The sequence below is a fragment of the Mycobacterium sp. IDR2000157661 genome (assembly GCF_022317005.1).
GTDB lineage: Bacteria > Actinomycetota > Actinomycetes > Mycobacteriales > Mycobacteriaceae > Mycobacterium.
Map to the genome: position 1 here is coordinate 4,329,603 of NZ_CP081006.1, position 21,953 is coordinate 4,351,555.

Genomic DNA, 21,953 nt, shown 5'->3' on the forward strand with positions numbered 1-21,953 from the left:
GAGGACCCCTCACTCTTCTAGCACAGCGATGCCGGGCAGTTCCTTGCCCTCAAGGTATTCCAGCGACGCGCCGCCGCCGGTGGAAATGTGTGAGAAACCGTCCTCGTCGAGACCGAGTTGCCGCACCGCGGCCGCGGAGTCACCACCGCCGACGACGCTGAACGCGCCCTTGCCGGTGGCCCCGATGATCGCCTCGGCGACACCCTTGGTCCCCGCCGCGAACGCGGGGAACTCGAACACGCCCATCGGGCCGTTCCAGAAGATGGTTCTGGCGTTCGACAGCAGCGCGGCGAACCTCTTCACCGACTCCGGACCGATGTCGAGGCCCATCTTGTCGTCGGGGATGCGGTCGGCCGCAACGGTTTCCGACGGCGAGTCGGCCTTGAACTCGTCGGCCACCACGATGTCGACCGGAACGTGGATCACGTCGTAGAAGGTGTCCATCAGCTTCTTGCAGGTCTCGATCATCTCCGGCTGGACCAGTGACTTGCCCACCGAGACGCCTTGGGCGGCAAGGAAGGTGAAGCACATACCGCCACCGATGAGCAGGCTGTCGGCCTTCTCGGCAAGCGACTCGATCACCGCCAGCTTGTCGGAGACCTTTGAGCCGCCGAGCACCACCGCGTAGGGCCGGTCGGTCGAGCTGGTCAGCTGCTGAAGCACCTTGACCTCGGCGGCCACCAACTGTCCCGCGTAGTGCGGGAGCAGCGTGGCCACGTCGTACACGGAGGCCTGCTTACGGTGCACCACCCCGAAGCCATCGGAAACGAATGCACCGTCCTCGCCCACGAGTTCGACCAACTGCCGGGCCAGCGCCAGCCGCTCGTCGTCGTCCTTACTTGTTTCGCGCGGATCGAACCGGACGTTCTCCAGCAACAGGATGTCGCCGTCGGTCAGGCCTTCCGAGCGGGCCAGCGCATCGCTGCCGACGACATCGCCGGCCAATTGCACGTGGCGACCCAAGAGCTCCGTCAACGCCTCTGCGACCGGTGCCAGCGAGTACTTCGCCTCCGGTCCACCCTTGGGACGGCCCAGGTGCGCGGTGACGAGGACCTTTGCGCCTGCGTCGGACAGTGTCCGCAGGGTGGGCACCGAGGCGACGATGCGGCCGGGGTCGGTGATGGCGCGGGCGCCGTCACCCTTGTCGTCGAGCGGGACGTTGAGGTCCGAGCGCACGAGCACACCGCGCCCGGATACCCCTTCGGCCAACAGGTCGGAGAGTGACTTCAGGGAAGTTGCAGGCACGGCGGCGCGGGCCTACAGCGACTTGCCGACCAGTGCGACCAGGTCCACGAGGCGGTTGGAGTAACCCCACTCGTTGTCGTACCACGACACGACCTTGGCCTGGTTGTCGATGACCTTGGTCAGCCCGGAGTCGAAGATCGAGCTGTGCGGGTCGGTGACGATGTCGCTGGACACGATCGGCGCGTCGTAGTACTTGAGGATTCCCTTGAGCGGACCCTCGGCCGCGGCCTTGAACGCGGCGTTGATGTCCTCGGCGCCGGCGCTCTTGCTCAACTCGGCGGTCAGATCGGTCGCCGAACCGGTGGGGATCGGCACGCGCAGCGCGTACCCGTCGAGCTTGCCCTTGAGCTCCGGCAGCACCAGGCCGATGGCCTTTGCGGCGCCGGTGGAGGTCGGCACGATGTTGAGTGCGGCCGCGCGGGCGCGACGCAGGTCCTTGTGCGGGCCGTCCTGCAGGTTCTGGTCCTGGGTGTAGGCGTGGATGGTCGTCATCAGGCCTCTGACGATGCCGAACTCGTCGTTGAGCACCTTGGCCAGTGGGCCGAGGCAGTTCGTGGTGCAGGAGGCGTTGGAGATGATGTTCTGGCTGCCGTCGTACTGGTCGTCGTTGACGCCGAGCACCACCGTCAGATCCTCGCCCTTGGCCGGGGCGGAGATGATCACCTTCTTCGCGCCCGCCTCCAGGTGACCCTTGGCCTTCGCGGCGTCGGTGAAGATGCCCGTGGACTCGACGACGACGTCGACACCGAGGTCACCCCACGGCAGAGCGGCGGGGCCCTCCTTGACCTCGAGCGCCTTGATCTTTGTGGAGCCGACGACGATGGTGTCCTCGCCCTCCAGACCGACCTCGTACGGCAGCCGGCCCAGGATGGAGTCGAACTTCAACAGGTGCGCCAGCGTGGCGTTGTCGGTGAGGTCGTTGACCGCGATGACCTCGATGTCGGTGGCCTTGCCTTCGGCCTTCTGGCCGTCGAGTGCCCGGAAGAAGTTCCGCCCGATGCGGCCGAAGCCGTTCACGCCTACGCGGATCGTCACGCTGTCTCCTTAGTCGCCTCTGGTGTGGTGCTCACCGGCCAGCCTAGTGGTGCGACAGCGACCACGCGCGGGCTGGTCAGCATGGCACCTGCGCCCTGCGCAGCGGACGACTTTCGCCTGCCGCGCCGGTGACCTTCGTCCCTGTGCACCCAACCCTGTCCCTGGTGTCATCACCTGATGACAGCTGATCACGCGGCATCGTGGACGGATGATTCGCCGGGTGCGGCCGCCGCACAGCGGGTCGCCGAACTTCGGGATCTCAATGCGCGGTTGAAAGCCGGCGGCCGAGTCACCGCGGTCGATGTCGAGGCCGCCGCACGTCACGCACACGAAGCACATGAGCGGGCGCGCCGGGCGCATCTCGTCGCCGCGCAGCGGCATCGCCGGGCCGCCTGGGCACACGATCGCGCCGCGCAGATGCACCGGACGGCCGCTGCGTCGGGGGTCGGCGATGTCGTCACGCATCTGCGGGCGATCGAAATCCACGAAGCCGCGCGCGACGAGGACTGTCGCGCCGCCGAGGTCGCGCAGCGGATGGCCGATAGCGAATAACGCCCGGCGCCGGTCAGAGCCGGCCGAGACGCTGATCGGCGTAGGGGTTGCCCAGCCATTGGCGGCGAATGCGCTGCAGTGTGCCGTCGGCCTCCAATTCAGCCTGCGCGACGGTGAGCCGGGCCAGCAGCGCCTGGTCGCCGGGGGCGACCGCGATCGCGATGTGCTCGACGGTGATGCCGCGTTGAACGACTTCCACCCCGGGCTTCGACCCGGCCAACTCGGTCAGGACCGGGGCCAGTGTCATCACCGCGTCGCAGTCGCCGGACTCCAGATCGGCCACCGCGGAGCCGATCGAGCCGTAGTCGTAGACGCGGATGGCGCCCGCATTGCCGTCGGCCACCAGACGCTCGGCGACAGGCCGGCTGGTGTCGCCGCGACGCACGCCGATGGTCAGCCCCGCGAGGTCGTCGACGGAGCGGACCCGGGGCAACCGCCGGGTGTCGACGGCCAGCGACTGACCGGAGATCAGATACGGCGGAAGGTACGCCGCTTTCTCCTCCCGCTCGGGGGTGACAGTGATGCCCGCGGCGACACACTCGTACGACGACCCGAGGCCGTCGAAAATACCGTCGAAGTCGACACCGGAATAGGGCACCAAGTGCACTGTCACGCCCAACTTCTCACCCAGCGCCTGCATCAGGTCGAGGTCGAGCCCGGCCTCGTCGGGCATCCCGCTGAACGGCGGATCGGGAACGGCCGCACCGACTCTCAGCGTTTCCATGGCCTCACCGGCTCAGGCGTCTTCAAGCAGGTCCGGCGTCACGGCCGACTCGGTGTCGGGGATGCCGTCCTGCTTGGCCTTGCGGTCGGCCATCGACAGTAACCGCCGGATGCGGCCTGCCACAGCGTCTTTGGTCATCGGCGGGTCGGCGAGGCGACCCAGCTCTTCCAGCGACGCCTGTCGGTGCTCCACGCGCAGCTTGCCTGCGGCCGCCAGGTGGTCGGGCACCGTGTCGCCGAGGATGTGCAGCGCGCGCTCGACGCGCGCCGCCGCGGCGACCGCTGCGCGCGCGGAGCGCCGCAGGTTCGCGTCGTCGAAGTTGGCCAGCCGGTTCGCCGTCGCCCGCACCTCGCGGCGCATCCGGCGTTCCTCCCACGTCAGCCTCGTGTCCTGTGCGCCCATCCGGGTCAGCAACGCGCCGATCGCCTCACCGTCGCGCACCACGACCCGGTCGGCGCCGCGGACCTCGCGGGCTTTGGCGCTGACCCCCAGCCTGCGTGCCGCACCGACCAGTGCCAGTGCCGCCTCCGGACCGGGGCAGCTGACCTCCAGGGCCGACGAACGACCCGGCTCGGTGAGCGATCCGTGTGCCAGAAACGCTCCCCGCCATGCCGCTTCGGCGTCGGCGACACTGCCGCCGACGACCTGGGCGGGAAGCCCGCGCACCGGGCGACCCCGCAGATCGAGCAGGCCGGTCTGCCGGGCCAGCGCCTCCCCGTCCTTGGCCACCCGTACGACGTAGCGGGTGCTCTTGCGGATTCCGCTGGCCGACAGCACGTGCACCACGGCGTTGTAGCCGTACAGGTCGTAGATGTCCTTGCGCAGCCGCCTGGCGATGATTCCCAGGTCGACCTCCGCCTCGACGATCACCCGGCCCGAGACGATGTGCAGTCCCCCGGCGAATCGCAGCAGCGAGGCCACTTCGGCGCGGCGGGCGCTGACCGAGTTCACGACCAGCCGGCTCAACTCGTCTTTGACCTCGGCTGTCATCGCCACGGGTCGTCACCTCTCGGTCCGTTCATGGTCGGTGTGGGCACGGTCGGCGTGGGCGGTGTCGGGCCGCGCAGGCGCACACCGTCCAGGGCCGCGGCCAACCTCGCCGGGTCATGTAAAGGTGTACCAGGTCTGGACACGTCGGCGAACTCGACTCGGGCACCCAGAATCGTCGCGGTGCGCCGCAATTGATCGCGCTCACGCTCACTGGGCACGCGGCTCGCATCGACGATGATGTCGTGCATGGTGAATCCGGGCGCGTGCTGGGAGAGCACGTGGATGTGCCGCTCGACCGAGAAGCCCGCCGTCTCGCCCGGCTCGGCGGCCAGGTTGAGCACCAGCGCCCGGCGCGCCCTTGTGGCCTGCAGTGCGCGCGCCAACTCGGGCACCAGCACGTGCGGGATGACGCTGGTGAACCACGATCCGGGTCCCAGCACCACCAGATCGGCGGCCATGATCGCGTCGACAGCCTGGCGCGTCGCCGGCGGATCACCGGGCAGCAGCCGCACCCGACGCACCTTGCCGACGGTCGTGGCGATCGCCACCTGACCGCGGATCACCCGGCTCATCCGTGGATCGGCCTCCAGACCGGCCACGTCGGCCTCGATGCTCAGGCCGAACGGGCACATCGGCAGCACCCTGCCCTTGACGCCCAGCATGCGCCCGAGCTCGTCGAGCGCGGCGACAGGGTCGGCGAGCACCTCGCTGAGCCCCGCCAGCATCAGGTTGCCGATCGGATGTCCCGCAAGAGCGCCGCTGCCGCCGAAGCGGTGCTGGATGATCGTGGCCCACAGCCGTCCGTGCGGACTGTCGGACGCCAACGCCGCCAACGCCATTCGCAGATCACCCGGTGGCACCACGTCGAGCTCGTTGCGCAGCCGCCCCGACGAGCCGCCGTCGTCGGCCACCGTAACGATCGCCGTGACGTGCGGGCTCAGCCTGCGCGCGGCCGACAGCGTCGCATACAACCCGTGGCCCCCGCCGAGGGCGACGATCCGCGGGCTGCTCATTCGCGGCCCAGATCCCGGTGCAACGCCCGCACCGTCAAGTTCTCACCCGCCTGCAGACGGCCCGCCAGAGCTTCGGCGATCGCCACACTCCGGTGTTTGCCGCCGGTGCACCCGATGGCGACGGTCATATAGCGCTTCCCCTCGCGACGGTATCCGTCGATGACGACGTCGAGCAGCCGATGATAGGTGTCCAGGAATTCGCCGGCACCGGCCTGCCCCAGAACGTAGTCCCGCACGGCGGGATGCTGACCGGTATGGGGCCGCAACTCGTCGACCCAGTGCGGGTTCGGCAAGAACCGCACGTCCATCACCGTGTCGGCGTCCATCGGCAGCCCGTACTTGTAACCGAACGACTCGACCGTCACATTGGTGTGCGCGACCGCCTCACCCCCGAACGCCCGCTCGATGCTCTCCCGCAGCGCGGGCACCGACAACGTCGACGTGTCGATCACCAGATCGGCGGAGGCGCGCACCGGCGCGAGCAGCGTCCGTTCGGCCGCGATGCCCTCGGCCAGAGTCTGGTTGCCCTGCAGCGGGTGGCTGCGGCGGTTCTGCTCGTAGCGGCGGACCAGGATGTCATCCGAGGCCTCGAGGAACAGCACGCGCGGCGTGATGTTTCGGGTGGCCAGGTCCGTGCGCACCCAGTCCAGATCGCCGCTGAAGCCGCGTGAGCGGACGTCCATCACCACGGCCAGCTGAGTGATGCGTGAGCCGGCCGCCAGACCGAGCTCGACCATCCGCGCGATCAGCTCCGGCGGCAGGTTGTCGGCGACATACCAACCCAGGTCCTCGAGCACCTTGGCCGCCGTTCCTCGCCCCGCACCGGACAACCCGGTGACCAGCACCACGTCGATATCTGATTCGCCGGCTCCGCCGACGGGCGCGGCTTCGGGACCCGCCTCGTCGCGCAGTTCCTCGTGCATACCCTGATCCGTCATCCCGATACCTTGCTCCGATCATCGCCGATCGCCGCGCCGGGCACACTGGAATCGGACGCTCCGCCGAGCGCTTCCAGCACCGCGCGTGCCGTAGCGACACCGATACCCGGTACCGCGGTGATCTCCTCGACCGTCGCCTCCTTCAACCGTGCCACCGATCCGAAATGGGTCACCAGGGCCTTGCGCCGGTGCTCGCCAAGGCCGCGCACCGAATCCAGCGCCGACGCCGTCATCCGCTTGGACCGCTTGCTGCGGTGATAGGCGATCGCGAACCGGTGCGCCTCGTCACGGACCCGCTGCAGCAGGTAAAGGCCCTCGCTGTTGCGGGGGAGAATCACGGAGTCAGGTGCTGATCCGTCTTCTCCGGGCACCCACACCTCCTCGAGTCGCTTGGCGAGCCCGATGACCGCGACGTCGCTGATGCCGAGATCGTCGAGCACCGCCTGTGCCGCGTTGACCTGCGGTGCCCCGCCGTCGACGACGTACAGGTTCGGCGGGTAGGCGAACTTGCGCGACTTGCCCTCAGGGGAGAGTTCGGTCGGATGCTGCACATCGTGCAGGTGCCGGTAGAACCGGCGCCGCGTCACCTCGGCGATCGACGCGACGTCGTCGGACCGGCCATCGCCGGCCCCCTCTCTGATCGCGTAGTGCCGGTAGTCGGACTTGCGCGGCAGGCCATCCTCGAACACCACCAGGGAGGCCACCACATCCGTGCCCTGCACGTGACTGATGTCGACGCACTCGATGCGCAACGGCGCGTCGGCTAACCCGAGCGCATCTTGAATGCTTTGCAGCGCAGCGGTTCTCGCGGTGAAGTCACCGGCCCGCTTGAGCTTGTGCTGGGTGAGGGCGCCCTCGGCGTTGCGCTTGACGGTTTCAGCCAGTGCGCGCTTGTCACCGCGCTGTGGCACGCGCAGCGCGACCCGGGAGCCGCGCAACTGCGACAGCCACGCGGCCAGTTCCTCGGAGTTGCCGGGTAGACACGGCACCAGGACCTGTCGCGGCACCGGGTTCGTCGACTCGTCCGCCGCCCCGCCCAGCGCGGCCTGATCACCGTAGAACTGGGTCAGGAACTGCTCGACGAGCTGCTCCTGGCCGTCGGAATCGCCCGGCTCGCCGGATTTCTCGACGATCCACCCACGCTGACCACGCACCCGTCCGGCGCGGACGTGGAACACCTGCACAGCGGCTTCGAGCTCGTCGTCCGCGAACGCGACCACGTCCGCGTCGGTGCCGTCGCCGAACACGACGGTCTGCTTCTCCAGCGCCCGCTTGAGCGCACCGACGTCGTCACGCAGGCGCGCGGCGCGCTCGAAGTCCAGTTCCTCGGCGGCCTGGTTCATCCGGCGTTCGAGATCACGGATCATCTTGTCGGTCTTGCCCGCGAGGAAGTCGCAGAAGTCGAGCACGATCTGCCGGTGCTCCTCGGCGCTGACCCGGTTGACGCACGGCGCAGAGCACTTGTCGATGTAGCCGAGCAGGCATGGACGGTCGATCTGCCTGTGCCGCTTGAATACTCCCGCCGAGCACGTCCGCGATGGAAACACCCGGGTCAGCAGGTCGAGCGTCTCGCGGATGGCCCAGGCATGTGAGTAGGGGCCGAAATAGCGCACCCCCTTGCGCCGCGCGCCGCGGTACACCATCAGCCGCGGGTACTCCTCGTTCAAGGTCACCGCGAGCACTGGGTAGGACTTGTCGTCGCGGTAGCGGATGTTGAACCGGGGGTCGAATTCCTTGATCCAATTGTATTCGAGCTGCAGCGCCTCGACTTCGGTGGTGACCACCGTCCACTCGACGCTGCCCGCGGCCATCACCATCTGCCTGGTGCGCGGCGCAAGGCCGGCGATGTCGGCGAAATACGAGTTTAGCCGGCTGCGCAGACTCTTTGCCTTGCCGACGTAGATCACTCGGCCGTGGGGGTCACGGAACCGGTAGACGCCCGGCTCGACGGGAATCGACCCGGGCGCAGGGCGGTAGGTCGAGGGATCGGGCACGGATTCCAGGTTACTGCTGCGTTCCGACGGTCCCGATCCACTACCGTCGGATGATGCGGCCCTTCTCGCTGACCACGCTGTTGGCCACGCTCACAGCGCTGACGGTGGTACTGGCCGGCTGTGCCGCTGACGAAACCGCTGACCCGCAAGCCTCCGGGCCGTGCGCAATAGTCGAGAACGGCACCCCGACGCCGAAGACGCCCGCAGCGGCGGCCACCACGTCGCGCGACATCGCGACAGATCCGGAGGTCGCCTCCGTCGGCTACCGCAAGGACATGACCCCGGTGCGCTCTGCGACGTTCTCGGTGGCCACCGCCAATCCGGTGGCGACGCAGGCAGCCTGCGAGGTGCTGCGCGACGGCGGCAGCGCGGCCGATGCGCTGGTCACCGCTCAAGCGGTGCTCGGTCTGGTCGAGCCCCAGTCCTCGGGTGTCGGCGGCGGCGGATTCCTGCTGTACTACGACGCCGCATCGGGTTCGGTTCAGGCCTACGACGGTCGCGAGGTCGCGCCCGCGGCGGCCACCGAGAACTACCTGCGCTGGGTCTCCGACACCGACCGCACCGAACCACGGCCGGACGCCCGCGCCTCGGGCCGCTCCATCGGCGTGCCCGGCATCGTCCGGATGCTGCAGGAGGCGCACGCCGCACACGGCAGCACCGCATGGCGTGACCTGTTCGCGCCTGCCGTCGCGCTGGCCGACGACGGGTTCGAGATCAGCCCGCGGTTGGCTGCCGCGATCGCCGACGCCGCGCAGGAGCTCAAGACGGACCCACAGGCGGCCGAATACTTCCTCGATCCCGGCGGCACGCCCAAGACGGCGGGCACCCGGCTCACCAACCCCGCGTACGCAAAGACGTTGGGCACCATCTCCACTGACCCGCAGGCGTTCTACACCGGAGCGATCGCCCGCGACATCGTCGCAGCCGCGACCGACACCACCGGCGGCCGTACGCCCAGCCTGATGACCGCCGACGACCTCGCCCGATACCCGGTGAAGATCCGCGAGCCGTTGTGCGCCCAATACCGGGGCCGCGAGATCTGCGGCATGCCACCGCCGTCCTCGGGCGGCATCGCCGTGGCCGCGACACTGGGGGTGCTCGAGCGCTTCCCGATGGCCGACCATCGCCCCACTGACATGGACCTCAACGGAGGCCGTCCCACCGTGATGGGTGTACACCTCGTCTCGGAAGCCGAGCGACTCGCCTACGCCGACCGCAACAAGTACGTCGCCGACACCGATTTCGTGCCGCTGCCCGGCGGCGGCACCGACACCCTGCTCGGCAGCGACTACCTCGCGGGCCGCGCGGCCCTTATCTCCGAACGGCGCACCATGGGGAAGGCCGAACCCGGCGACTTCGGCGCACCGACCACCCCGGCGCCTGCGACCCCCGAGCACGGCACCAGCCAGGTCAGCATCGTCGACGCCCGGGGCAACGCGGCGGCACTGACCACCACGGTGGAGTCGGCGTTCGGCTCGTTTCACATGGTCGACGGTTTCCTCCTCAACAACCAGTTGACGGACTTCTCCGCCGAGCCGGCCGGCCCCGACGGCGCCCCGGTCGCCAACCGCGTCCAGCCGGGAAAGCGACCGCGGAGTTCGATGGCGCCCACCTTGATCTTCGAGCAGGGCCAACAGCGACAACGCGGCCGGCTGTACGCCGTTCTGGGTTCGCCGGGCGGATCGGTGATCATCCAGTTCGTAGCAAAAACCATTGTGGGGATGCTCGATTGGCGGATGAACCCGCAACAGGCGGTGTCCATGGTCGACTTCGGCGCCGCCAACAGTCCGGAGACCAACGTCGGCGGCGAACATCCGAACATCGACACCGCCGACAACGGTGACCATGACCCCCTCGTACAGGGGCTGCGCAAGCTCGGCCACCAAGTCGACCTCGCCGACCAGTCCAGCGGCCTGTCCGTCGTGCAGCGCGACGACGGCGGCCTCGTCGGCGGTGCGGACCCGCGCCGGGAGGGACTGGTCATGGGCGACACCCGGTGAGCACCCGGGTCGCCCGCCTACGCGAGTCGGACTGGCGCGTGTTCGCCCAAGTTCGCTTGCGTGCGCTCACCGAGTCGCTGGGCCAGGACGACCCGCACTACCGGGAGGAAGCCGCGTTCACCGCCGCCCAGTGGCGCCACCGCTTGCGCGAGCATGCGCAGTTCGCGGCGCTCGTCGCCGATCGCCCCGTTGGGCTGATCGCGGCCCAGCAGCAGAACGCCGAGACCGTCTACCTCTATTCGCTGTGGCTGCACCCTTCGGTGCGGGGTCACGGGCTGGCGCGACGGTTGGTGGCGGCGAGCCTGGACTGGGCCCGCGCGTGCGGCGTTCGCACCGTCCGGCTTCGGGTGGCCGCCGACAACGCGGCGGCCCGAGGTGTCTACGAGAGCCTCGGCTTCGAGGTGGCGCACAACGACGCCAACGGGCCGGGCGAACTGGCGATGACGCTCAGCGTGAGTTGATGCCCTTGTAGCGCTCGAGCAGTGCACGCACCGTGTCCATCGCCTCGACAGCGCGGTGCTTGTCGACAGCCTGGATCGCCATCACGGGGATGTACTCGTCGTCGGGCAGGTCGACGCGCGCCCACCGCGCACCACGCGGGAACGACACGCCCACCACGTCTGACCATTCAATCAACCGGTAGCCCCACAGGTTTCGCACCGCGACACCCTGCGGACCGATTCGCAGGCGCGGCCGGGCGAACAGCAGCACCAGGGCGCCGATGACGACTCCGAGCAGGGCGATCGCCACCTGGTCGGCGGTCTGGAAGATCACCCCGGTCGACGAGATCTTCAGCAGCGCGCCCACCGTGACATGTGCGGCGATGATCAACAGCGCGGCGCCGTAAGCGAAGTACGGCGTCAGATGCGGTCGGATTTCGACGTCCCAGTTGCTGTCGTCTCGACTCCCCACTCGCTCTGGTCCTCGCTCGTTCCTCGCTGCGATCCTCGCTCGCGGTCGTCTCCGGGCGTTCATGTCGACGCGCGCAGGTTCCGCAGAGTCAGCGCGGTGGACAACGCGGCGGCGGCCGCCTGCGCCCCCTTGTCCTCTGCGGAGGTGGCCAAGCCGGCGCGGTCGAGGGCCTGCTGCTCGGTGTTGGTCGTCAGCACACCGTTGGCGACGGGGGTGGACGCGTCGAGCGAAACGCGCGTGAGGCCCTGCGTCACCGCGTCGCACACGTAGTCGAAGTGCGGGGTCTCACCGCGGATGACCACGCCCAGCGCCACCACCGCGTCATGGTCGGCCGCCAACGCCTGTGCCACCACGGGGATTTCGATCGCACCGAGAACCCGCACCACGGTCGGATTGTCGATACCCGCGTCGGCGGCGACCTTGCGGGCACCGTCGAGCAGCGCGTCGCAGATGGTCTCGTGCCACGTGCTGGCCACGATGGCCAGCGTCACACCCGACGCGTCCAGCTGCGGCAGATCGGGTATGCCCGTACCACTCACAGCGCTCCGCCGAGGTCGCGCTCGGAGGGCCGCCGGTCGCCGAGCAGGTACACGCCCTCCTCGTAATCGGCCATGGTGGTGGCCTGGTGATAGTCGTCGAGACCGCTGAGGTCGTGGCCCATCCGGTCCCGCTTGGTCATCAGGTACCGGATGTTCTCCTTGTTCGCCCGCACCGGCAGCGGTACGCGTTCGGTGATGTGCAGGCCGTAGCCGTCCAGACCGACGCGCTTGGCCGGGTTGTTGGTCAGCAACCGCATCGAGCGCACCCCAAGATCGACGAGGATCTGCGCGCCGATGCCATAGTCGCGGGCGTCGGCGGGCAGGCCGAGCTTGAGGTTCGCGTCGACGGTGTCGTCGCCGGCGTCCTGCAACTGGTAGGCCTGCAGCTTGTGCATCAGGCCGATGCCGCGGCCCTCGTGGCCGCGCATGTAGAGCACGATGCCGCGGCCCTCACGGGCCACCATCGCCATCGCGGCGTCCAGTTGCGGACCGCAGTCGCATCGCTTGGAACCGAACACATCGCCCGTCAGGCACTCCGAGTGCACCCGCACCAACACGTCCTGGCCGTCGCCGGTCGGGCCGGCGATGTCGCCCCTGACCAGCGCGACATGCTCGACGTCGTCGTAGATGCTGGTGTAGCCGACCGCGCGGAACTCGCCGTGGCGGGTGGGGATGCGCGCCTCGGCGACGCGCTCGATGTGCTTCTCGTGCTTGCGCCGCCACTCGATGAGGTCGGCGATCGAGATCAGCGCCAGGTTGTGTTCGTCGGCGAAGATCCGTAGCTCGTCGGTCTGCGCCATCGCGCCTTCGTCCTTCTGGCTGACGATCTCGCAGATGGCACCCGCCGGTTGCAGGCCGGCGAGCCGGGCCAGGTCGACGGCGGCCTCGGTGTGCCCGGGACGGCGCAGCACGCCGCCGTCCTTGGCCCGCAGTGGCACCACGTGTCCGGGCTTGGTGAAATCGTCGGCGACACTGGCCGGGTCGGCGAGCAACCGCATCGTCGTTGCCCGGTCGGAAGCTGAAATACCGGTTCCCACACCGATTCTCGCGTCCACAGTGACGGTGTAGGCGGTGCCGTGCTTGTCCTGGTTGACCGCGTACATGGGCAGCAGGCCCAGCTTGTCGCAGATCGCGCCGTCCAACGGCACACACAGGTAGCCCGACGTGTACCGGACCATGAACGCGACGAGTTCGGGGGTGGCCTTCTCGGCGGCGAAGATCAGATCGCCCTCGTTCTCGCGATCCTCGTCATCGACCACGACGACGGCCTTGCCGGCGGCGATGTCGGCAACCGCCCGCTCGATTGAGTCCAGCCTCGTCACCACATCAGTATGAACCACCACCGTGCGATTGTTATTGCCGCTCCCTTTACCTGCAGTGATATAGCGGTCTCGATCCGCTACGGTCAGAATCGGTCATCGGGGCCGGGGCTCTCGCGCTCCTCTGGTCGATACCGGTGGCCGGCGCCGCCCAAGCCGCCGCCGATGCCGCCGCTAACAGGAACGGTTAAATAGCACTTCGGCGGCGGCATCTGAGCTAGCCGGGGACTGCGCAACTTCAGTCGCCACTTGACTGACTTCGCGAATCAAGCAGCCGCTCAACGTATTTGGCGATGATGTCGACCTCAAGGTTGACGGGCGTGCCCACCTCGGCGCGGCCCAGCGTGGTGAGTTCGAGCGTCGTCGGGATCAGCGAGACCTCGAACCAGTCGTGCCCGACCGCCGACACCGTCAGCGACACCCCGTCCACGGTGATCGAGCCCTTCTCCACCACATACCGCGACAGCGTGGTGGGAAGTGCGATGCGCAACACCTCCCAACGCTCCTCCGGTGTGCGGGCGATCACATGGCCGGCGCCGTCGACGTGGCCCTGCACGATGTGCCCGCCAAGCCTGCTGTTGACCGCCGCCGCCCGCTCCAGGTTCACCCGGCTGCCCACCCCGACGCCGCGCAGGCTCGACCGGTTCAGGGTCTCCCCCATGACGTCGGCGGTGAACGCGCCGTCGCTGCGCACCTCCACGACGGTCAGACACACCCCGTTCACCGCGATCGAGTCGCCGTGGCCCGCGTCGGACGTCACCACCGGTCCGCGGATGGCGAGCCGGGCGGAGTCACCCAGGTCCTCCATGCCGACGACTTCGCCCACTTCTTCGACGATTCCGGTGAACACGCCGCCAGACTATCCAGACAGCCGCTTCTCGCCGAAGAAGGTCGCCACCGGGTTGCCGTTGAAATTCGGCACCGCCGCGTAACCCTCCGCGAGATAGAGCCCCTCCGCGTGCGGTTGCCGAGGGCCGGTGTCCAACCGCACGGTGTCGTACCCGAGTTCGCGTGCCGCTTCCTCCAGAGCACGCAACAGCGCGCGCCCCACCCCGTGACCGCGGGCGCCCGGAACGACGTACATGCGTTTGATCTCACAGGCACCGTCGGGCAGGCGCTTGATGCCACCCGCGCAGACCGCGGCGCCGTCGCGGTAACCCACCAGAAAGGCCCCGCCGGGCGGGCCCAGTTCCGCCGCCCCAGCCGCAGGCATGTCGGGGCTGTTGAGGTCGAGCCCGTCGTAGAGCTCTCGCATCTCCTCGACCATCGCCGCAACCAGCGCAGCGCTGTCTCCGCGATCGGCCGGGACCCGGCGAAAGTCCAGTTCAGGAGCCACGTTTCCATTCCACCACGCAAACCATGCCGGACGTCACTGAGTGGGCACCCTCTACGATGCACTCATGCTGACGCGCCTCCTGGCCACCCTCGCCACCCTCGTCACCGCCACCGCTCTTCTCGGGGCGTGTTCCGGTTCGTCGCAGGACTCCCGAAACCTCCCGGATGCCGCCACGCTGCTGCAGCAGTCCGCACAGACCACCAAGGGTCAGACGAGCGTCCACCTGAGACTGACAGTTCAGGGCGAGATCAAAGAACTGCCGATCGAGTCGCTCGAAGGAGACCTCACCGCCACACCCGCAGTGGCCGCGCAGGGCAGCGCAGACCTCATCTTTCTCGGACAGAAGCTGGAGAACGTGGGCTTTGTGGTGTCCGACGGCAACCTGTTCGCAACACTGAGCGCCGGCGGGGCGTACCAGGATTTCGGCCCCGCCGCCGACATCTATGACGTTTCGGCGATCCTGAGCCCGACGGCAGGCCTGGCCAACGTGCTGGCCAACTTCTCCGACCCCAAGGCCGACGGACGCGAGACGATCAACGGGGTCGAGACCGTCCGGATCACCGGCACCGTCAGCGCCGACGCCGTCAACAAGATCGCCCCGCAGATCGGTGCCACCGGTCCCGTTCCGGGCACCGCCTGGGTCGCCGAAGAAGGCGATCACGAGTTGATGCAGGCAAAGCTCGAACCCTCCCCCGGCAACAGCGTGACGATGACGACGTCGGACTGGGGCAAGCCGGTGACGGTCGCCAAGCCCGCCGTCTGATGGCGAATCTGGGCGGACCCACCGACCCCGGAGCCGCTCCGGCGGCGACATCGGACCCCGGAGCCGCTCCGGCGGCGACATCGGACCCCGGAGCCGCTCCGGCGGCGACATCCCGACGGAGGATCGCGATCAGCGCAGGCAGCCTCGCGGTGCTGCTCGGCGCGCTCGACACGTATGTCGTCGTAGCGATCATCCGCGACATCATCCTCGACATCGGCATCGCGATTAACCAGCTCCAACGGGTCACGCCGATCATCACCTGGTACCTGCTGGGCTACATCGCCGCCATGCCGCTGCTGGGGCGCGCCTCCGACCGATTCGGCCGCAAGTTCATCCTGCAGGTCAGCCTGGCCGGATTCGCCGCGGGCTCGGTCATCACCGCGTTGTCCAACGACCTGATCCCCATGGTTGTGGGCCGTACCATCCAGGGCGTCGCCAGTGGCGCCCTGCTGCCCGTCACGCTGGCGCTGGCCGCCGATCTGTGGGCCAACCGCAACCGGGCCTCAGTGCTCGGCGGCATCGGCGCGGCACAGGAACTCGGCAGCGTGCTCGGACCGCTCTACGGCATCGCCGTCGTCGCGGCATTGAACACCTGGCGCGACGTGTTCTGGATCAACGTGCCGCTTGCGGCCGTCGCCATGGTGCTGATCCACTTCAGCCTGCCACCGCGGCTCAAACCCGACCAGCCGGAGAAGGTCGACGTGGTGGGCGGAGTGCTGCTGGCCATCGCCCTGGGCCTGGCGGTGATCGGGCTGTACAACCCCGCCCCCGACGGCAAGAAGATCCTGCCGAGCTACGGGCTGCCGATGCTCATCGGCGCGGCGGTCGCCCTGGTGGCGTTCTTCGTCTGGGAACGCTTTGCGCGCACCCGGCTCATCGAACCGGCCGGGGTGCGTTTCCGTCCGTTCCTGGCGGCACTCGGCGCGTCGCTGTGCGCGGGCGCTGCACTGATGGTGACGCTCGTCAACGTCGAACTGTTCGGCCAGGGCGTGCTGGGCAAGGACCAGACCGAAGCGGTGCTGTTACTGCTGCGTTTTCTGATCGCGCTGCCGATCGGCGCCGTGATCGGCGGCTGGCTCGCCAGCAGGATCGGCGACCGCATCGTGGCCTTCCTGGGTCTGATGATCGCCGCGGGCGGATACTGGCTGATTTCGAAGTGGCCGGTCGACCTGCTCTCGGCGAGTCACGACCTCGGCTTCGTCACCCTGCCCGTGCTCGACACCGACCTGGCGATCGCCGGCTTCGGCCTGGGCCTGGTGATCGGACCGCTGACATCGGCGACACTGCGGGTCGTGCCCGCCGCTCAGCACGGCATCGCATCGGCAGCCGTTGTGGTGGCCCGCATGGTCGGCATGTTGATCGGCCTGGCCGCCCTCACGGCGTGGGGGCTGTACCGGCTCAACCAGCATCTGCAGACCCTGCCCTTCCCGCCGGGCGCCGACACGCTGGCCGAGCGGTTGGCCGCCGAGGCCGACCGGTACCGCGCGGCATATGTCCTGCAGTACGGCGACATCTTCCTGGTCACCGTCGTGGTCTGCGTCGTCGGCGCGCTACTGGGCCTGCTCATCAGCGGGCGCGATGAGCACGCGGACGAACACCAGGCCGCCGCACGGCCTGACGAGGGGCCCGCAACCGAGACCCACGAGAAGGAGACCCCCGGTCTCGAGCAGCAGCCCTCCGGGCGCCACCGCCGCTAGGGATCCCCTCAGCAGCGCTCGAGGCCGGGGCGCAGCAGTATCGGCTGCGCCGGCGGCGGCTGTTCCTCGGCAGCGGGCCGCCGGATGACGTCGCAGATCAACGTCGCGAGCCCGCGGGGGTCGATGGGTCGATTGCTGAGCCAGTCCTGCACAGCAGTCATAGGTCTTCCTCCGGTCGTGCTCTCAGCGCGCGAATCGTCGGTGAAAGCGCGAATGCGTCGAGGGCCGCAGGTGCCCCGTACCGCACGAGTCTACCGGCGCGAGCGCCCTGATTGGCTGCCCGCCGCGCCGGGTATGCGTGGCGTTGACGACAACTATCACGGAGAAAGTTCATGTCAAGTTCACTGAACGGCAAGAAGATTGCTTTCCTGGTCGCGCCGGAGGGCGTCGAGCAGGTGGAGCTCACAGAGCCTTGGAAAGCCGTGGAAGAGGCCGGCGGCAGCCCCGAACTGGTGTCGACCGAGGTCGGCAAGGTCCAGGGGTTCAATCACCTGACACCGGCCGACACGTTCGAGGCCGACAAGGCCGCGGACTCGGTGTCGGCGTCCGATTATGCCGGTCTGGTCCTGCCGGGCGGCGTCGCCAACCCGGACTTCCTGCGCACCAACTCCTCGGCCGTCGCATTCGCCAAGGCGTTCTTCGACGAGGGCAAGCCGGTCGCGGTGATCTGCCACGGACCGTGGACGCTGGTCGAGGCCGACGTGGTGCGGGGACGCACGATGACGTCGTGGCCTAGCGTGAAGACCGATCTGGTCAACGCCGGTGCGAACTGGGTCGACGACGAAGTGGTCGAATGCTCCCGTGGGCCCAACACCCTGGTGTCGAGCCGCAAGCCCGACGATCTGCCCGCCTTCTGCAACACCATGGTGAGCGCCTTCGCCAAGTAACAGGATCGAGGTCTAGCTCGGTACCAGGCTCAACAGCACGTCGGGGCCTATCGGGTCGATGCCGTCGAATCGCCAGCGTTGCGCGTGAGCGATGCTGAGCACGCCGACATCGTCCACAGCGGTGACCGGCCCGCCTAGCAGGATCGGCGCGACGTAGGCCAGGATCCGGTCGATCACTCCGGCCCGCAGGAATGCCCCCGCCAGCGTCGGCCCGCCCTCCAGCAGCACGTCGGTGCGGTCGGACAGCGCCTTGATCACCTCGTGAGGGTCGTGGGTCCGAATCACCATAGTGCGCGAGTCGTCGTTGAGAACCTTTGCCTCCTGCGGGATCTCGCGGTCACCGACGACGACCCGCAGGGGCTGGCGGTCGGCCAGCGACCCGTCGGGCATCCTCGCGGTCAGCACCGGGTCGTCGACGAACACGGTGCCCGTGCCGACCACGACGGCATCGGCCACCCGGCGCCTGCGGTGGACGTCGGCGCGGGCGGTCTCGCTCGTGATCCACTGACTGGTGCCGTCGGCGGCGGCGCTGCGCCCGTCCACGCTGGTCGCGAACTTCCAAGTCACATGTGGCATTCCGGTTCGCTGCCGATGCAGCCACTCCCGCAGCGGACCGCCCGCCACCGCATCGGCGAGCACGCCGGCGCTCACCCCGAGCCCCTCGGCGCTCAACCGGGCCGCCCCGCCCGCTGCGACCGGGTTCGGGTCGGGCACCGCATACACCACCCCCGAAACACCCGCTGCGAGAAGGGCCTCGACGCACGGCGGCGTGCGGCCGTGGTGGTTGCAGGGCTCCAGGGTGACCACCGCCGTTCCGCCCACGGCACGCCCCCCGGCCCTGCGCAGCGCGAGCACCTCGGCATGCGGGCCACCCGGCGGTCTGGTCGCTCCGACCCCGGCCACGTTGTTGTCGCTGTCGAGGATGACCGCTCCGACAGGCGGATTGGGATACGTATTGCCCTTGACGGCCTGGGACTGCTGGATCGCCAGCCGCATGGCGGCCTCGACGGTCATAGGGTCAGATGCGGGGCCGCGGCGGCGGCCTGGCGGCGCAGCGACTGCACCGCCGCGGCCGGATCCTCCGCGCTGTAGACCGCTGATCCGGCGACGAAGCAGTCGACGCCCGCCTCGGCGGCCTCGGCGATGGTGTCTTCGTTGATGCCGCCGTCGATCTCGATCACGATCGTCAACTCCCCCGCGTCGACCAGTCGCCGGGCGGTTCCGACCTTGGGCAGCACCTCGGGAATGAACTTCTGGCCGCCGAAGCCCGGCTCCACCGACATGATGAGCAGGGTGTCGAACTCACGCAGTATCTCGAGGTAGGGCTCCAACGGGGTGCCGGGCTTGACCGACAAGCCGGCTTTCGCGCCGGCGGCGCGGATGTCGCGGGCGACGCCGACGGGATTGTCGGTGGCCTCGGCGTGGATGGTCACGTTATAGGCACCGGCCTCGGCGTACGGCGGCGCCCAGCGCTCGGGGTTCTCGATCATCAGATGGCAGTCCATCGGGATGTCGGTGACGCGCAGCAGCGCTTCGACTACGGGTTGGCCGATCGTCAGGTTCGGCACGAAGTGGTTGTCCATCACATCCACGTGCAGCCAGTCCGCACCCTGCACGGCCTGGGCCTCCTCTGCGAGCCGGGCGAAGTCGGCGGCCAGGATCGACGGCGCGATGAGCGGTCCAGCCATGCGGCTACCTTACTTTGAGGGCGGCCGCGAACATCGCATCGGTGCCGTTGCGATGCGGCCAGAGCTGCACGTACGGGCTCTCTCCGAGCCCGTCGACGGGGGCGAAGAGCGGCCGGGCGTCCATGGCGGTGACCGGGTGGCGGCGTAGCGCGTCGGCGACGACACCGACCGTCTCGGCCAGGTGCGGCGAACACGTCGCGTAGAGCACGACGCCGCCGGGCCGGGTCAGCCGGATGGCCGAGGCGAGCAGTTCGCGTTGCAGTCTGGCCAGTGGCGGAACGTCGGTCGGCCGGCGCCGCCACCGTGCCTCGGGCCTGCGCCGCAGCGCGCCGAGTCCGGTGCACGGGGCATCGACCAACACTCGGTCGAAGCCGGTCGGCACACCCGGGTCGCGGCCGTCGACGCGCAGCACCTCGACCTGCAGTCCGCGGGTGTTCTGCTCGACCAGGTCGGCGCGCGCGGATGCCGGCTCGACCGCGGTGACCTGCGCCGCGTCTCCCGCGAGCGCGGCCAGCAGCGCGGTCTTGCCGCCGGGGCCCGAACACAGATCCAGCCACCGGCCGGTGTCCGGCCCGTCGGTCTCCGCGCGCGCCACGGCCTGTGCGACCAGTTGGCTGCCCTCGTCCTGAACCAGCGCCGCGCCGTCACGCACGGCCGCCAGCCGGCCGGGATCGCCGCCGGCCAGGTACACCGCGAACGGCGAGTACCGGCCGACCGTGCCACCGACCTGCTGCGCCAGGTCGTCGGCGGTGAGCACGCCCGGCCGGGCCGCCAGGTGCACGGCGGGCCGGGCGTCGTCGCTGGCCAGCAGCGCGTCGAGTTCACCGGCGTCGGCGCCGAGCGCATCGGCGAACGCCTGGGCGATCCACCGCGGATGGGCATGCACGAACGCCGTATGGCCCACCGGATCGCCGGCGGTGTCGGGCGCCAACTCGTCGAGCCACGACTGCTCGTCGCGCCCGGCGATGGTCCGCAACACGCCGTTGACGAATCCGGCTCGCGCCGAATCGAACTCGATACCCGCCTGCTCCACAGTGGTGGACACCGCGGCGTGCGGTTCGACCCGGGTACGCAACAGCTGGTAGGCGCCAAGCCGCAGCAGATCCAGCAGCACCGGGTCGATTCTTTCGGGTGGGCGGTCGGCGGCGCGGCCGATGACGGCGTCGAGCAGACCCGCGGTGCGGCAGGTGCCGTAGGTCAGTTCGGTGGCGAAAGCGGCGTCGCGGCCCGTGATCCCGCGGTCGCGCAGCAGCGCCGGCAGCGCCAGGTTGGCGTAGGCGTCTCGCTCCGAGACGGCACGGAGCACGTCGAACGCCGCGCGGCGCGCAGGGTCGAGTGGCTTGCGGCGCTGTGGACGTCTCTTGTGCGGCTTGGTCATCGGGCCGGCACCGACTCGTCGAGGCGAGCGCCGCGGGCCCAGTCGGCCGCGTTCATCGCCTTCTTGCCGGGCGGCTGGACGGTGCCCAGCAGCACCGGGGTCGATGCGGTGCCGACGCGCACGCCGTCGCGTCCCACCCGGACGACGCCCGCGGGCAGCACGTCGGCCTGATCGTCGACGGTCACCGGTCCGAGCTTGACGCGCAGTTCACCGATCATCGTCCAGGCACCGGGGTTCGGCGTGACGGCGCGGATGCGCCGCTCGACCACGTGTGCGGGCAGATCCCAGCGCACGCGCGCCTCCTCGACCGTGATCTTGGGTGCGACGGTCACCCCGTCGGGCGGCTGCGGCACCGGGGTGAGGGTGCCGTCGGCGATGCCGTCGAGCGTTGCCTCCAGCAGCGCGGCCCCCGAAACCGACAGGCGCTCAAGTAGATCGCCCGCCGTGTCGGTGGGCCGAACGGTTTCGGTGACCACGCCGTACACCGGACCCGAATCGAGCGCGGGTTCGATCAGGAACGTCGTCGCACCCGTGACGGTGTCGCCTGCGGCGATCGCAGCCTGCACCGGCGCGGCGCCGCGCCACGCGGGCAGCAACGAGAAGTGCAGGTTCACCCAGCCGCGCTCCGGCACGGCCAGCAGCGGTTCGCGCAGCAGCGCGCCGTAGGCAACCACGGCACAGCAGTCCGGGGCCAGCTCGGTCAGCTCGCCGACGAACTCGTCGGAGTTGGGCCGCTGGGGGCGCAGCACCGGGATGTCGTGGGCCATCGCCAGCCGCGCGACCGGCGATGGCGCCGGCTTACCGCGACGGCCCGAGGCCGCGTCGGGACGGGTGAGGACCGCTATCACCTCGTGGCGCGGCGACTCGATGAACCGGCGCAACGACGGCAGGGCGGGTTCGGGTGTCCCGGCGAAGACGATGCGCACCGCGCCAGTGTAGAGAC

General features: G+C 69.3%; 23 protein-coding genes. 6 read left to right on the plus strand and 17 right to left on the minus strand.

Features of this window, described 5'->3' with window-relative positions; all coding sequences use genetic code 11:
• Positions 1–9 precede the first annotated feature (9 nt).
• Together K3G64_RS22160 and gap are read right to left on the minus strand one after the other, a co-directional pair.
• Positions 10–1,245, minus strand: a complete 1,236-nt coding sequence (locus K3G64_RS22160; protein WP_238887260.1) for a phosphoglycerate kinase — start codon at positions 1,243–1,245, stop codon at positions 10–12.
• A 12-nt stretch (positions 1,246–1,257) separates the two neighbouring features.
• The gene (gene gap / locus K3G64_RS22165; protein WP_238887262.1) at positions 1,258–2,280 is read right to left on the minus strand and encodes a type I glyceraldehyde-3-phosphate dehydrogenase; all 1,023 of its coding nucleotides are present in this window, start codon (positions 2,278–2,280) and stop codon (positions 1,258–1,260) included.
• A gap of 177 nt (positions 2,281–2,457) precedes the next feature.
• Between gap and K3G64_RS22170 the strand changes: the two genes are divergently transcribed.
• Complete coding sequence (locus K3G64_RS22170; protein ID WP_238887264.1) at positions 2,458–2,832, plus strand: hypothetical protein; 375 nt, start codon at positions 2,458–2,460, stop codon at positions 2,830–2,832.
• 13 nt (positions 2,833–2,845) lie between these two features.
• Here the strand turns inward: K3G64_RS22170 and K3G64_RS22175 are convergent, their stop codons facing one another.
• Genes K3G64_RS22175 through uvrC form a run of 5 tightly spaced genes read right to left on the minus strand, consistent with a single transcriptional unit; the run spans position 2,846 to position 8,491 of the window.
• Positions 2,846–3,556 (minus strand): ABC transporter substrate-binding protein, encoded by a 711-nt coding sequence (locus K3G64_RS22175; protein ID WP_238887265.1) that lies wholly within the window; start codon positions 3,554–3,556, stop codon positions 2,846–2,848.
• Positions 3,557–3,568: 12 nt separating this feature from the next.
• Entirely contained in the window at positions 3,569–4,546 is a 978-nt protein-coding gene (whiA, locus tag K3G64_RS22180) for a DNA-binding protein WhiA (protein ID WP_238950929.1), read from the minus strand.
• Complete coding sequence (yvcK, locus tag K3G64_RS22185) at positions 4,543–5,559, minus strand: uridine diphosphate-N-acetylglucosamine-binding protein YvcK (RefSeq protein ID WP_238887267.1); 1,017 nt, start codon at positions 5,557–5,559, stop codon at positions 4,543–4,545. The genes whiA and yvcK overlap by 4 nt, the downstream gene beginning before the upstream one ends.
• The gene (gene rapZ, locus K3G64_RS22190; protein ID WP_238887269.1) at positions 5,556–6,497 is read right to left on the minus strand and encodes an RNase adapter RapZ; all 942 of its coding nucleotides are present in this window, start codon (positions 6,495–6,497) and stop codon (positions 5,556–5,558) included. The genes yvcK and rapZ overlap by 4 nt, the downstream gene beginning before the upstream one ends.
• Positions 6,494–8,491, minus strand: coding sequence for an excinuclease ABC subunit UvrC (gene uvrC, locus K3G64_RS22195; protein WP_238887271.1), 1,998 nt, complete (start codon positions 8,489–8,491; stop codon positions 6,494–6,496). Before uvrC ends, rapZ begins: the two co-directional genes overlap by 4 nt.
• Before the next feature lie 53 nt (positions 8,492–8,544).
• Between uvrC and K3G64_RS22200 the strand changes: the two genes are divergently transcribed.
• Positions 8,545–10,491 carry a gamma-glutamyltransferase family protein gene (locus K3G64_RS22200; protein WP_238887273.1) on the plus strand — a complete coding sequence of 649 codons (1,947 nt, stop codon included), beginning with the start codon at positions 8,545–8,547 and terminating at the stop codon, positions 10,489–10,491.
• Positions 10,488–10,952 carry a GNAT family N-acetyltransferase gene (locus tag K3G64_RS22205; RefSeq protein WP_238887275.1) on the plus strand — a complete coding sequence of 155 codons (465 nt, stop codon included), beginning with the start codon at positions 10,488–10,490 and terminating at the stop codon, positions 10,950–10,952. Before K3G64_RS22200 ends, K3G64_RS22205 begins: the two co-directional genes overlap by 4 nt.
• Here K3G64_RS22205 and K3G64_RS22210 read toward each other — a convergent pair.
• The 5 genes from K3G64_RS22210 to K3G64_RS22230 form a co-directional block, all read right to left on the minus strand.
• The gene (locus tag K3G64_RS22210; RefSeq protein ID WP_238887277.1) at positions 10,939–11,403 is read right to left on the minus strand and encodes a PH domain-containing protein; all 465 of its coding nucleotides are present in this window, start codon (positions 11,401–11,403) and stop codon (positions 10,939–10,941) included. The two genes, K3G64_RS22205 and K3G64_RS22210, sit on opposite strands and share 14 nt — an antisense overlap.
• Positions 11,404–11,462: 59 nt before the next feature.
• Positions 11,463–11,942: a 6,7-dimethyl-8-ribityllumazine synthase gene (gene ribH, locus K3G64_RS22215; protein ID WP_238887279.1), complete on the minus strand. Its 480-nt coding sequence runs from the start codon at positions 11,940–11,942 to the stop codon at positions 11,463–11,465.
• Positions 11,939–13,264: a bifunctional 3,4-dihydroxy-2-butanone-4-phosphate synthase/GTP cyclohydrolase II gene (locus tag K3G64_RS22220; RefSeq protein ID WP_238887281.1), complete on the minus strand. Its 1,326-nt coding sequence runs from the start codon at positions 13,262–13,264 to the stop codon at positions 11,939–11,941. The genes ribH and K3G64_RS22220 overlap by 4 nt, the downstream gene beginning before the upstream one ends.
• Positions 13,265–13,499: 235 nt before the next feature.
• Positions 13,500–14,111: a riboflavin synthase gene (locus K3G64_RS22225; RefSeq protein WP_238887282.1), complete on the minus strand. Its 612-nt coding sequence runs from the start codon at positions 14,109–14,111 to the stop codon at positions 13,500–13,502.
• Between the two features lie 9 nt (positions 14,112–14,120).
• Positions 14,121–14,597, minus strand: a complete 477-nt coding sequence (locus K3G64_RS22230) for a GNAT family N-acetyltransferase (RefSeq protein ID WP_238887284.1) — start codon at positions 14,595–14,597, stop codon at positions 14,121–14,123.
• Between the two features lie 64 nt (positions 14,598–14,661).
• On the opposite strand from K3G64_RS22230, the gene K3G64_RS22235 reads away from it, so the two are divergent.
• Both K3G64_RS22235 and K3G64_RS22240 read left to right on the plus strand, forming a co-directional pair.
• A complete protein-coding gene (locus tag K3G64_RS22235; RefSeq protein WP_238887286.1) occupies positions 14,662–15,360 on the plus strand; it encodes an LppX_LprAFG lipoprotein in 699 nt (232 codons plus the stop codon).
• Entirely contained in the window at positions 15,360–17,057 is a 1,698-nt protein-coding gene (locus K3G64_RS22240) for an MFS transporter (RefSeq protein WP_238887288.1), read from the plus strand. The genes K3G64_RS22235 and K3G64_RS22240 overlap by 1 nt, the downstream gene beginning before the upstream one ends.
• A gap of 8 nt (positions 17,058–17,065) precedes the next feature.
• Here K3G64_RS22240 and K3G64_RS22245 read toward each other — a convergent pair whose 3' ends face one another.
• Positions 17,066–17,218, minus strand: coding sequence for a hypothetical protein (locus K3G64_RS22245; RefSeq protein WP_238887290.1), 153 nt, complete (start codon positions 17,216–17,218; stop codon positions 17,066–17,068).
• A gap of 171 nt (positions 17,219–17,389) precedes the next feature.
• Between K3G64_RS22245 and K3G64_RS22250 the strand changes: the two genes are divergently transcribed.
• Entirely contained in the window at positions 17,390–17,944 is a 555-nt protein-coding gene (locus tag K3G64_RS22250; RefSeq protein WP_238887291.1) for a type 1 glutamine amidotransferase domain-containing protein, read from the plus strand.
• A gap of 12 nt (positions 17,945–17,956) precedes the next feature.
• Here the strand turns inward: K3G64_RS22250 and ribD are convergent, their stop codons facing one another.
• The 4 genes from ribD to fmt are packed head-to-tail and all read right to left on the minus strand — an operon-like array spanning position 17,957 to position 21,936.
• Positions 17,957–18,958, minus strand: coding sequence for a bifunctional diaminohydroxyphosphoribosylaminopyrimidine deaminase/5-amino-6-(5-phosphoribosylamino)uracil reductase RibD (gene ribD / locus K3G64_RS22255; RefSeq protein ID WP_238887292.1), 1,002 nt, complete (start codon positions 18,956–18,958; stop codon positions 17,957–17,959).
• A complete protein-coding gene (gene rpe, locus K3G64_RS22260) occupies positions 18,955–19,632 on the minus strand; it encodes a ribulose-phosphate 3-epimerase (RefSeq protein ID WP_238887293.1) in 678 nt (225 codons plus the stop codon). The genes ribD and rpe overlap by 4 nt, the downstream gene beginning before the upstream one ends.
• 4 nt (positions 19,633–19,636) lie before the next feature.
• On the minus strand, positions 19,637–21,010 hold the full coding sequence (locus K3G64_RS22265; RefSeq protein WP_238887294.1) for an RsmB/NOP family class I SAM-dependent RNA methyltransferase: 1,374 nt from the start codon (positions 21,008–21,010) through the stop codon (positions 19,637–19,639).
• Positions 21,007–21,936: a methionyl-tRNA formyltransferase gene (gene fmt / locus K3G64_RS22270; RefSeq protein WP_238887296.1), complete on the minus strand. Its 930-nt coding sequence runs from the start codon at positions 21,934–21,936 to the stop codon at positions 21,007–21,009. Before fmt ends, K3G64_RS22265 begins: the two co-directional genes overlap by 4 nt.
• Positions 21,937–21,953: the final 17 nt, after the last annotated feature.